12 protein-coding genes and 1 pseudogene are annotated in these 12,477 nt (G+C 37.1%); 1 reads left to right on the top strand and 12 read right to left on the bottom strand.

What is annotated here, in order from left to right:
• Positions 1 to 210 precede the first annotated feature (210 nt).
• From pepV to ACVRZH_RS09440, 12 genes are all read right to left on the bottom strand, one after another.
• Positions 211 to 1,614: a dipeptidase PepV gene (gene pepV, locus ACVRZH_RS09385; protein WP_447455031.1), complete on the bottom strand. Its 1,404-nt coding sequence runs from the start codon at positions 1,612 to 1,614 to the stop codon at positions 211 to 213.
• 12 nt (positions 1,615 to 1,626) lie between these two features.
• The gene (locus ACVRZH_RS09390) at positions 1,627 to 2,229 is read right to left on the bottom strand and encodes a nitroreductase family protein (RefSeq protein WP_447455032.1); all 603 of its coding nucleotides are present in this window, start codon (positions 2,227 to 2,229) and stop codon (positions 1,627 to 1,629) included.
• Positions 2,230 to 2,531: 302 nt separating this feature from the next.
• On the bottom strand, positions 2,532 to 4,322 hold the full coding sequence (gene uvrC, locus ACVRZH_RS09395; RefSeq protein WP_447455033.1) for an excinuclease ABC subunit UvrC: 1,791 nt from the start codon (positions 4,320 to 4,322) through the stop codon (positions 2,532 to 2,534).
• Positions 4,323 to 4,371: 49 nt separating this feature from the next.
• Entirely contained in the window at positions 4,372 to 5,058 is a 687-nt protein-coding gene (gene pynA / locus ACVRZH_RS09400) for a pyrimidine 5'-nucleotidase PynA (RefSeq protein WP_447455034.1), read from the bottom strand.
• Between the two features lie 72 nt (positions 5,059 to 5,130).
• On the bottom strand, positions 5,131 to 5,544 hold the full coding sequence (locus ACVRZH_RS09405) for a hypothetical protein (RefSeq protein WP_447455035.1): 414 nt from the start codon (positions 5,542 to 5,544) through the stop codon (positions 5,131 to 5,133).
• A 27-nt stretch (positions 5,545 to 5,571) separates the two neighbouring features.
• The gene (gene dag1, locus ACVRZH_RS09410; protein WP_447455036.1) at positions 5,572 to 6,156 is read right to left on the bottom strand and encodes a Dag1 family anti-phage DNA glycosylase; all 585 of its coding nucleotides are present in this window, start codon (positions 6,154 to 6,156) and stop codon (positions 5,572 to 5,574) included.
• Positions 6,157 to 6,188: 32 nt separating this feature from the next.
• Positions 6,189 to 6,740 carry a DUF1643 domain-containing protein gene (locus ACVRZH_RS09415; protein ID WP_447455037.1) on the bottom strand — a complete coding sequence of 184 codons (552 nt, stop codon included), beginning with the start codon at positions 6,738 to 6,740 and terminating at the stop codon, positions 6,189 to 6,191.
• 116 nt (positions 6,741 to 6,856) lie between these two features.
• Positions 6,857 to 7,270, bottom strand: coding sequence for a hypothetical protein (locus tag ACVRZH_RS09420; RefSeq protein WP_447455038.1), 414 nt, complete (start codon positions 7,268 to 7,270; stop codon positions 6,857 to 6,859).
• A gap of 15 nt (positions 7,271 to 7,285) precedes the next feature.
• On the bottom strand, positions 7,286 to 8,368 hold the full coding sequence (locus tag ACVRZH_RS09425; RefSeq protein ID WP_447455039.1) for a recombinase family protein: 1,083 nt from the start codon (positions 8,366 to 8,368) through the stop codon (positions 7,286 to 7,288).
• A 109-nt stretch (positions 8,369 to 8,477) separates the two neighbouring features.
• Positions 8,478 to 10,181, bottom strand: coding sequence for a hypothetical protein (locus ACVRZH_RS09430; RefSeq protein ID WP_447455040.1), 1,704 nt, complete (start codon positions 10,179 to 10,181; stop codon positions 8,478 to 8,480).
• Positions 10,182 to 10,194: 13 nt separating this feature from the next.
• Complete coding sequence (locus ACVRZH_RS09435) at positions 10,195 to 10,734, bottom strand: hypothetical protein (RefSeq protein WP_447455041.1); 540 nt, start codon at positions 10,732 to 10,734, stop codon at positions 10,195 to 10,197.
• A gap of 320 nt (positions 10,735 to 11,054) precedes the next feature.
• Positions 11,055 to 12,011 (bottom strand): glutathione S-transferase family protein, encoded by a 957-nt coding sequence (locus ACVRZH_RS09440; protein ID WP_447455042.1) that lies wholly within the window; start codon positions 12,009 to 12,011, stop codon positions 11,055 to 11,057.
• A gap of 207 nt (positions 12,012 to 12,218) precedes the next feature.
• Here ACVRZH_RS09440 and ACVRZH_RS09445 point away from each other — a divergent pair.
• Positions 12,219 to 12,477: pseudogene (locus ACVRZH_RS09445) on the top strand (transposase); the annotation flags it as partial.

Genomic DNA, 12,477 nt, shown 5'->3' on the forward strand with positions numbered 1-12,477 from the left:
CGAAACTTTGACAACTTTAAAAGAAGGATTTTGATTGCCTTGAACATCAAAAAGGAGAGAACCAATCTGATTCTCTCCAGATGTTAGCTTTTCATCTACCCACTACAGTTGACAAAGAGCCAAAAAAACGAACATCACTTAAATCTGATTGTCAGACTTCAAGTTATGTTCGTTTTTTGCTTTAGTTGTGAAGGTTTTTCATCCGATTCCTTACTTTATCAATTCGTAAATAGCTTCAGCATAAATAGCTGCTGCTCTATAAAGGTCTTCAACATCAATGAACTCATTGGCTTGATGCATGGTATTGATATAGTTAGGGAACATTGCACCATAAGCAACCCCTCGTTTCAAGAGACGACCAAAGGTACCACCACCGATAATTTGCTCATAGCCTTTTTCACCTGTGTGTTTTTCATAAACAGATAGGAGAGTTTGGACCATTGGATCTTCAATTGGGCAGTAGTGTGGAATGTGACCATGTTCAGAAATTGTCACAGAAACAACCTTATCTAACTGACGCAACTGCTCTTGCAATTGCTCTGGACTTGTTCCTTGTGGGTAACGGATATTCAAAGCAATAGTATTGTCATCATGAGTTGTATCAAACTTAAAGACACCTGCATTCATACTGAGAGAGCCCATACGTTCATCTCTGTAAGCAATTCCTGCTTTTTCACCTTTGAAATCGTGATGGAATAATGCTGTCGTTTCAATATAATCTTTGGCTGATCCTGCAATATCAAAATCTGACAAGAACAAAGCTAAGTAAGTCGCACCATTGATGCCTTCTGCTGGTGTTGACCCATGCGCTGATTTACCAAAAATAGTCACCTCAACCTTGTCATCTTGTGACATCACTTGACCTGTAACCTCTGTGTGCTCTGCAAGGAAAGCCGCTAATTTTGCTTCAACATCGGCTAATGCCACCCCTGATAACAAGGCAGTCCCAGATTCAGGAACCATATTTTCACGCAAACCGCCTGTAAAACGATGAAGAGTTACGCTACCTGCATTGTCACCTGCGAAATGAAGGTATTCAGTAATATTACCCTTTTCACCGTTGATAATTGGGAATTCGGCATCTGGTGAGAAACCAAAGTCAGGATCTTTGAGACCATTGTGGGCAAAATAGTAATCCATATCTGCCCAACCAGATTCTTCATCTGTTCCAAGAATGAAACGAACCTTCTTAGACGTTGGTAAACCAAGTTCTTTGATTATTTTTAAGCCATAATAACAAGCCATTGTAGGCCCCTTATCATCAGAAGACCCACGAGCATAGAGGCGTCCGTCCTTAATCACTGGCGTGTATGGGTCAGTATCCCAGCCCGAACCAGCAGGTACAACATCCAAATGGGCAAAGATACCAAGTACTTCATCACCTTCACCAAATTCAAAATCACCTGCATAATTGTCAATATTACGTGTCTGATAACCATCACGCTCAGCCATAGCTAAGAAATGCTCCAATGCACGTACTGGACCAGGACCGAATGGATGCTCAGCATCTGCTTTATCATCTTCACGTTCAGACTTCACAGCTAAGAGGCTAAATAAATCAGCCATCAAATCGTCACGACGTTTTTCTACTTCTGCTTTAAAATCAACTGTCATTTTATTCTCCTTTTATTTCACTTCAATCATTTCATCAACTGGCAAACGATAACTCGGTTCAACCTTCTCATCACTATAGCCTACAGTAAACAGTAATTCCGGTTTGAACCTGTCGTCAATTGCTAAAATCTCATTGACTTGCTCTTTATCAAAGCCTAGAATCATGTTGGAGGCAATGCCCTGATCTGTCAATGCCAAAACCAAATTCATGGCAACAATACCAGCATTCAAAGCGAGATACTCCCCTTTGACCTCATCTGCCATTTGCTCAAACTGTTTAGGATAAGTCTGAGCAAATTTAGCCAAAGTCTCAGCTGGTAAATCGTGCACACCAATGCGTGCTATCTTTCTAGCACGTTTTGATAAATCGGTATCGCTAAACAAGGCAATCAAATATTGAGCAGAAGTGGCTTGATCACGATTGTCACCAAACATAGATTCAGCTAGTTCTGCTTTCTTCTCGTTAACAATCACGAACTTCCAAGGTTGCATGTTATGAGCACTCGGAGCTAAAGTCGCGATTTCAATAGCTGTTCGGATATCGTTAATATCGACAGATTTATCATTGAAATTCTTAATCGCATGTCTTTTTTTATTAAGTTCTAAAAATTTCATCGCTATCCTTTCTTATTTCAATATAATCATCTTTATTATACCACTTTTTAAAATGGTTTTCAGATTTCATTTTAATATCATTGAATTCCATAATGCCATCCGACTTGACTACCTATCTGATTTGAGTCTATCTGCAGTCAGTAGACTGAGGTATTCACTGTGTCATCTATCGTTTTCCAATGATAGATGATATAAAAACTATATGTCGTACCTTTGTCTGCTTTAGTAATTAAAAAGACAAGATTTTTTAGTGACCAACCCGTTCACATTGAGACTTCTACCTTACTCTAATAGCAAGGACACTATTTCTGTTCCTTATCGGTTTGATGTAATGATACCAAGACTTGTTCTGCTACCTTGCGAGGTAGACCTAACTGATGAAGGTCCTCGATAGAAGCTTCTTTTAATTTAGTCATATTCTTATAAGTAGACAGGAGCAGTTGTTTTCGTTTTGGCCCCAGTCCCTCAATACCGTCCAATTGAGACGAAAAGGCATTTTTACTGCGAACCTGACGATGAAATGTAATCGCAAAACGATGGACTTCATCTTGAATACGATGTAGGAGAAAGAATTCCTGAGAATTCCTAGGAAGGTCAATAACTTGAAGGGGTTGCCCAAACAAAAGCTCATGAGTCTGGTGCTTATCATTTTTTTGTAAACCAGCAACCGGTATGGTCATTCCCAGTTCTTTTTCTAGCACATCTTTTGCTACCTTAACCTGACCTTGACCTCCGTCAATGATAATCAAATCTGGTCTTGGTAAACCCTCACGCTTCACACGGCTATAACGACGATAGATCACCTCTCTCATTGATGCGTAGTCGTCTGGCCCCTCAACTGTTTTTATTTTATACTTTCGATATTCCTTTTTATTTGGCTTGCCATTCTCAAAAACAACCATAGCAGATACGGGACTTGTCCCCATAATATTCGAGTTATCAAAGGCTTCTATCCTTAATGGTATCGGAATGTTAAGAAGTTTTCCAAGATTTTCAATGGCACCTCGTGTCTTTTGAAGGTCTTTGTCGAGCAAATCAAATTTTTGTTGCAAACTAACACGAGCATTCTTGGTCGCGAGGTTAACCAACTGTTTTTTCTCGCCTTTTTGAGGTTTTATAATCTTAGAAGGGACTAAAGCTGCTACTAATTCCTCATCAATTTCACTAGGGATAAAAATTTCTTTGGGGATAAGATGGTCAGTTTCTTGATAAAATTGTCCTAGAAAAGTCAAAAAGTCATCCTCAGGATCATTATAATAAGGAAAAAGGTTAACAGCACGTTGGATCAACTTACCTTGTCGAACAAAGAAAACCTGAACACACATCCAGCCTTTTTCAACATAATAGCCAAAGATGTCGCGATCCATGAGGTCATGACTCATCACACGTTGCTTGGTCCGTAGCGTTGAAATAGCTGTTAATAAATCTCGGTATTCTGCTGCTCGTTCAAACTCAAGTTGATTAGACATGACTTGCATTTTAGCTTTGATATCATTAACAATCTTATCATCTTTACCATTTAAAAACTGCTTAACATCCTCCGCCATCTGCTTAAAAAAAGCATGGTCTACTTGACAAATGGTGTGTGCCGCACATTGTCCAATATGGTAGTAGAAACACACTTCCTCTGGCTTATTATGGCACTTTCTAAAAGGAAAAATCCGATCCAGAAGTTTTTTAATATCGTTTGCTGCTGTTGTGTCAGGATAAGGACCAAAATAAAGAGCACCATCTTTTTTAACCTGACGTGTGATAACAAGACGGGGATAAGATTCATTTGTGATTTTGATAAAAGGATAGGCTTTATCATCTTTGAGTTTGATATTGTACTTAGGCATATTTTCTTGAATCAAATTGATTTCAAGCAACAAGGCTTCAATATTTGACTCTGTGACGATAAATTCAAAATCCGCAATTTCAGATACCAACATCTCTGTCTTGGTATCATGACTTCCTCTAAAATAAGAACGGACACGATTTTTCAGATTTTTGGCTTTGCCGACATAAATGATTTGGCCTGATTTATCCTTATGCAGATAACAACCAGGACTATCTGGTAATAATGTTAATTTATGTTTTATCAGTTCATTCATAGTTATAGTATAGCAAAAAATCACCTTAAGGTGATTTTTTAGGTCAATTTCACTTTAATAAGGCCAAAAGGTCACTGTAGGATTGAACCGTATAGGTCGGTATAGCAGTGGTGTGATTATCTAGCCCACTAGGGTTATACCAAACTGTATCTAGCCCTACATTATTACCTCCCTTAACATCCGCTGTCAAACTGTCACCAATCATTAGAGCCTTATCATAGCTAAAATTCACTATTTGGTCTGCGATATGGTTAAAAAAAGCAGCGTTTGGTTTTGGTATACCAATTTCTTCTGATATAAATACCTGAGTGAAAAATGTTTCTAAACCTGATCTGGCTATACGACTTCTCTGAATAGTTTCGATACCATTGGTTGCAGCGTAAACCTGATACCCCTGCTTCGTAACACTATCTAGCAAGGCATAGGCACCGTCATAACTCTGTCCTTGTAAAGACAAATGAGTTTGATAACGTTCTGCCAAATAAACACCGTCCATCTCAATTCCGAAATGAGCAAATAACTTTGAAAAACGGGTATTGACCAATTCAGATTTAGTCAATGTGCCAAGCTCCAAATCACGCCATAACTGTTTATTCATTGGCTTGTAATAGTCCTTAAAAGACTTGATATCATCAACGCCATGTTCTTCTAATAAAGCAGTTAAGGCTAAATCCTCCGCCGTATCAAAATCTAGAAGGGTGTGATCAAGGTCAAAGAGAAGATATTTATAATACAAAAATCAAAATTCCTTTCTAGGGGTGCAAGAAGTCAAAAGGGATGCAAATCATTTCTTCCTTGAAGACATTGATTACTTCATAAAGCAGCTATCGCACAAAACTTCCCATCTTACTGTATCTTGTCTCAGTTTTCCTTGCTGACCACATACTTCGCAAGTTACTTCAGACATCCTATAATACTTGTCGACAACCTCTTCTATCTCATTTACAAGATTGATATCCGTATCAGATGGGATACTATAATAAAATCTAAGTGTGCCAAATTTTTCTTTGACCTGATTGACGGTGATGTTCGGTTCAATTTCGTATTTCAAGTAGAGACCACTAATTTCATCACATAAATTGTAAATCAAGTCATACCAACCATCACGGCACTCACAACCAAAAGCTGAATATAGGTCATCAATAAAATCTGAATTCTTCAATGGGAGCTTTACCATGAATTTAAAGGCAGACCCTAATTGTTTTTCTAAAGTTTCTTTCACAGTTACCTCCTAGTAACTATAGTTATTTTAGTACTTATTGGGAAAGTACTCCTTTCCCAATTGCCAAATATACCTATCAATATCTTTAAGGTTATAGTCATTCAAGCCATAAAATGACCGAAAATCAATGACAATTGATTTAAAAATGGAGAAATCCTTTAGGTCCACTTTTCTAAATTTAGAAAACTTATCTCTTTTGTTAAGTGCAACCAGTACTTTCTCCACGTAAGTATCATAGATAGGATAGTCATTCGGAAAATGGTGACTGCAGTATTTAGTTGAGAATGAATAGAAGTTTCTCATCTTACCATTCATATTAACCAAAGCCATCTTATTTACAATTGACTCGTCAGCATTTTTAATAGCTTCATCAATATTGAGACTTAAGATATGCTTTGCAACTGGAAAGACGTTAAAAATATTGGTACTGTAAAAATCATTTAGTGCCGAGACCTTTATAAGAATATCATCAATATCAACATTGTTAGGATAGGTAGTGAAGAATAATTTATCTAACGCATTTTCTTGAAGAACATAATTTTCCAATGAATCCCACTTAGATAGGTATTTCTCAACTTCACTATGACTTGGTTTATAGTCAATTGGTAGCATTGTCTCTCCTTTACACGCTCAATCGATATAGTCTAAAAATCTAAATACAGCTTACCAGCTTCTGAGATATTTTGTTTTACACTTCGATTTAAAGGGTGAACTGGTTGCCCCGACTTAGTTAGAGGTGCGAAAGAATACACACGAATATTATTCTTGCTAAATGATGCTAAAAGTTGATCCCTGCCTTTCACTAAGGAAGGTTGTCCTAGATTGCCCCAAGCACCCCAAACTTCGTTGATACCGTTATCAAGTAAAAACTCCATAATTAGCTGGACATTTTCTTTAGAAAGCTCTGGGTTAAAGTCATCCAAATCAGAGGCATTAGTAGCTCGTTCAGGATACACATTAGTTACAACCCAACCATCATACCCTAATTTCTTACTAGAGTTGATTATTCTATTGATAGTCCTATCACTATACTCCTCATTGGCTGCTGATGGGTTCATACAAACTGCAACTAATGGGTTTGAACCTACTCGACCAAGCAAAAATCTCTGGTATTCATTGTATTTCACAGGCACACACAAATTAGGCTCCTCACCTAGCGGATACTGTGGGCGAACTTTAGTAATTTTGTTATTCATAGAATCACCTCATTGAAATCATTATACCACGAAAACACTTACAGTAATATAGAAAATAGTAGGAACACAGAAACTGCGTCCCTACCAATATCAATTATGAGTAAGCTGACTTACATTTATTTACCATTCTTCTTGAAGTCTGCTAACTCCTCAAATTTAGTGAGTTCAAAGACAAAGGCCTTATCCTCTTGAATATGTATACCTTCAATTTTATAACGCTTTGACTTACTCCACTCATCCATAATATAAAATAGAGTTTCACGAAGATTCTTGTTCATCATTTGAACAGTACGTTTCTGTTCACTTTCAGGTTTTGAGAAAGTAAAAGAACCTCGAGTTTTAGGTCTACAAACCTGAATCCCCATTACCTTTGTTTCTTTGTTAAAAGCAATTATAACATGAGAAGGATAACCTAGCTCTTGGACAATTCCCTTACTAAAAGTTATAAAATTTTTGTTAACCGTTATACTGAATTCAAATCTTGAGCGATCAACTGTTACTACTTCTAAGTTAAAATCTTTAAAACGCATATTAGTTCCTCTTTCTTATTTGAAAACTTCTTGAATGTCTTTAGGCTTCCAACTTGAATCAAGCACAATAAAATCCCTCAATATACCAGACTTGATTTTCTTGATGTAGAGTTTAGGTGCATTTACTTTTGTTGTAGATTTCGATTTTCTTCTTGGCTGTTTAAGTAATTGCTGCACTAACTCCCACCTAGAATCTGGTATGATTGAGGGAATGCCATTTTTTAGTCGGTATTTGGGTTTCTCACCATTATTTTTACGTGACTTATGACTAAAACAATCAACGGTAAAAGTCTTCTGCATGATAATTTCACCCTTGTACTTCTCGTTTTTGAGTATACTGTAAATAGCTAAGTTTGACCAAGTGTCCAGTCCAGTAACCGTAGGTATCCTGTTTTTCATCAATGTTTCAGCAATCTCTCGTGCTGACATCCCATCAATATAGGAGTCATCAATGATAATGCGACCATATTGATCTTTGGTATAACCCAACAAGTTATGTGTAGGAATAATTGCTATTCCACGTTTGAATCTTTCGATAACAGACCATGTTATTGAGGCGCTCTTTTGTTCACTCTCGCCTTGAGCTACAATAGACATAACACCTAAGATAAATTCACTCTTGGTATCCAGTGTATTGAGATTAATATCTTCTATATAGATACCAACAGGATTAGGTAACGCCTTCAACTCACGGTAAATGCCTATGAAGTCTAGTTGATTACGAGCAAACCGACTAACGCTCTTGACGATTATCAAGTCGATATTACCTGATCTACAATCTTCAAGCATCTGCAAGAATTGTCCACGCTTTTTGATGGTTGTTCCAGAAGCACCCTGATCAGCATATATTCCAGCCAACTCCCATTCTGGGTTATTATTGATTTTATCACTATAAGTCTGCTTTTGAAGTTCAAAGCTCCCAGACTGTGATTCATCAAAAGTACTAACACGACAATAGGCTGCCACACGCAGTTTTTTCGTCTTTACATTAGTATATTCACTTTTAGCTGGAATAATCTCAACAACACGTTCGTTCTCAAAGGCTTCACGAATTCGTTCTTGCTGACGAGTTGTCTTTCTAGTATTCCTTCTTACCATAGTAGTTTACCTCCTTTCTAGAAATCTACAATATAATTATATCGAGGTATGCAGAAATTACTAAGAATATTTTAAAAAGACCTATATAAAATGATAGGTCAAATCAAATTTAGACATTATACCAAACCGACAGGTCTTCATCTGAACTATAGTATTTCCAAGCGACCGTAAATCCGTAGAGATGCTTATAGTCTTCATACCATTCAACATAGATTGGCAGACCAACTGAAGTCTCAGAGACCTCATCTTCCATATAGGAGTAGGGATGAGAAACTAAACCAATATCATATTCCTTCACTTGCCAGTTATAGCCATCTTGATGTTCACCTCCTAGGTTATCAATCAGTCTTGCACTTCTAAAGTCTATGTCCGTACAGAGACAAAGTTGCTTAAAATCTACAAAATCTGTCTGATGGGGCTTAATAAAATAAGAAGCTTCAACAAAATACTTACTATCATCAGCAGGATAATTTGTTTTAACAAACATTTTAATGGGTTGTTGATTTAATTCCAACCAAAAATGTCCGACTGGCGTTTTCAATAAATCATAAGCAACAGAAGAATCCGCAGGTAATTTTTCTTTCGATAAATCACAAATCAAACCGTTTTGGGTTAATTCATTAACGGTTTCTTCCACGTCTTGCGTCATGCTAGGTAATTTTTTAGAAACTGATTTTATTTTGTTCAAAGGAAATGGTGGTTTATTGGCTTGACTTTGAAACACGTTGATGACCTGTGCTTCTTTTTCAAGCTTCTTTTTTCCAACTGGGACAGAAACCCAATCACCTTCACCAATTGACTCATCTGGGCAGTAATAGGTATAGGGTTTGCCATTCTGATGATAAACAACTTGGCAAAAACGTAGTTCTTTGTTAGGTTTCCAGAGCAAGGCAGGCTCCAAGGGACGTTTTTTGAAATAATGGATGTCTTCATTGTCCCACCAATCGTCGTACAACCACTGGTTACAGAAAGGACAGAAATACTCATCGTAGTCATCCAAATAACACTGATTTGCACTACAAATCTTGCAATAACTATCTTCATCAATGAAACCATCGAGTTCAACGCCATTAATAAATAGCGCATAATCTTCTTCTGATTCAAAGACATGCGGATCCACAGAATGCTCAGCAAAAGTTAACCAGTCATCAAGTGATTGACCATCAATGCCATAAATAATGACCTCAGACCATCGCTCCTTCAAGGATTTTCCATCATAAATCTTATCCTTAAAAAGCTCGTCAATTTCTTTAAATCGTTTACTATCTGGACTGTCAGACAACTCCACCCAATAGGGTTCTTCTACATCGTCAGAAATACCAATTAATCTAAGCACCTCATCACTATCACTCTCAAAAGCAAAAGTAATCTCATCTCTTATTTTTCTTGCTTTTATTTCTTGTAAGAGATAGTCAAGTTGAAGTCTTGAAATCTCTACACCAAAATTAGTAGCAGTTCTATGAGGAATCCCTAAGGAAAAAGAACTTGCTTTAAATGAAAAGTAGCCATTGACCAATTGCACTTGAAAAGTTTCTCCATCAAATACCAATTCACTGAGCCACCACTTAGACAAACCATCCATGCTATCCATCACAAAATGACTAACTCCCTGACAAGACAAATTCCAAACCAAAGCTAGTGCATTTGAAACATCGGATAAGATGTCGTCTTCCTCAATCGTCATCTCTAATGTATGCAATTGACTATCAAAAGAAAAGGAACCAATAATAAAGTCATGAAATCCACCTTCTTTTTCCAAATAATCTTGTAACTGTTTCGATTCTGTCACATAAGCACGCCTTTTTGTCCACATAACTTTCTCCTGACTAAACTTTAAAATATCTCGGTAAATTTAAGTCATCCGTCCACGGAATCCAAGACACTTGATGATCCTTCAGGAAATACCATAAAAGATGATCTTCATCAGAAAGCTCATCTTCGATTAACTGCTGGGCTTCAGACCAAAGATAAAAATCATCTCCAAGCAATGCTATCCTTTCTTGGACACCTTGTTCCCAATAAAATCTAGATACATAAAGATTATTTTCTTCAACAGCATACCATTCAATAGACTGGTCTAACGTCAAAGACCGATGAATTGCTGCTATTGGATAGTTCCATGTTGTCGCAAATTTCAGAGCTACCCTACCATCTGCCAAGTCCATATAAGAAAAGCCATAGCCGTAATAGATGTACTCACCATACTTCTCCTTGTATTCATTTAAACTAGTTACCCCAACTATCTTATTGAAGCTAATATAGGGTCTCTCCATACAGCCATCCTTATGAATTGGATAATAGTCAATAAAAAACTTTTCAAGAAATTCTCTTGAGCAAATCACTTGCTGAAATACAAAATTTGCCATTCTTACTCCTAAATAGTTGAGCCATTTACTAAAATCATTATACCATACGACTTGATAAAGTAAGATAAACAATTAAGTCCTCGTCATAGCACAAAAAGAGAGGGAGACAAATCGTAATGTCTTAACAAACGACTTTGTCACTCCCTCATAAAATGTTGGATAAGTTGATTAAAACCTTTTTGAAATGTTTTTGAACTAGCAGTCATCTCATATATTAATCAATCATGATTACATTAACTCATGAGAAAATCCATCTCAGTGCTAATGGAAGCAAGGTCTGAATCACTTAAATACTATTGTTCTGTTACATATAAAGCTTCTTAGAGCGACCAATCAATATCTGGTCCAACCGGTACAATTCCAGTTGGGTTGATTGTCTTATGACTACCATAGTAGTGAGTCTTGATGTGGTCAAAATTAACTGTTTCAGAAATGCCCTTATGATGATATAGCTTTTTAGTATAAGCCCATAGATTTGGATAATCAACTAACTGTTTGATATTACATTTGAAATGACCAAAATAAACTGGGTCAAAACGTACCAAGGTTGTAAACAAACGCAAGTCTGCTTCTGTCAACTGATCACCTACAAGATAATCATGTTCTGCAAAATGAGCTTCTAGCTTATCAAGAGCGGCAAAAAGAGCTTTTACTTCTTCCTCATAAACCTCTTGGCTTGTTGAGAAACCAGCTTTATAAACACCATTGTTGATATTTGGATAGACAAATTCATTCATCTCATCAATTTCAGCTTGGAGATGCTCTGGATAGTAATCATCTGTATTACCTGTAATATCGTTAAAAGCTGTATTAAACATGCGCATGATTTCTGCTGATTCGTTACTAACCATGGTATTTGTTTTCTTGTCCCAAAGGACAGGCACTGTCACACGTCCAGTGTAGGTCGGATTAGCTTTGGTATAAACTTGGTGAAGATACTGGCTGTCAAAAAGCGGATCCTTAATCACTCCAGGATAATCTTCAAATGTCCAACCGTGCTCCAACATAAATGGGTTCACAATCGAAACTGAAATATGCTCCTCAAGATTTTTGAGCTTACGCATAATCAAAGTACGGCTCGCCCACGGACAGGCTAAGCTGATGTAAAGGTGGTAACGTCCTGATTCAGCTTTATAGCCACCTTCACCTGTTGGCCCTGCTTCACCGTCTTTTGTAATCCAGTTACGGAATTGTGTAACAGTACGGACAAACTTACCTCCTGTAGATTTAGTATCGTACCATTGATCATGCCAAACGCCGTCAATTAAAAGTCCCATTAAAACTCTCCTTTTCATTATTACTAATTAGTATTATACCAAATCAAAATGAAAGGGCAAGAATTTAATACCTAGGAGAATAGTAAAAGAGGAGCAAGTAGATGACAATTGCTCCTCTCTATTAGGGTCTATAATGTCTGTTGTGGGTAATTCCACTCTTAAGATTACATGGCCTTTCTAGTACCAAAAAGTCCCATATGACCTATAGAAAAACAGCCCGAGCATTTCTTTGACCTGATACACGAGACTCTGCCAAAGGTCAATCCTATCTTTCAGACGGTCTTTAAGACCTTTTTGAAAGACAAGGACAAGATTATCAATGCTTTAGAGCTACCTTACTCAAATGCCAAACTTGAGGCGACAAACAACCTCATCAAAGTCATTAAACGAAATGCCTTTGGATTCCGAAAGATGACAACTTTAAAAGAAGGATTTTGATTGCCTTGAACATCAAAAAGGAGAGAAC

It is taken from the genome of Streptococcus fryi (assembly GCF_053206505.1).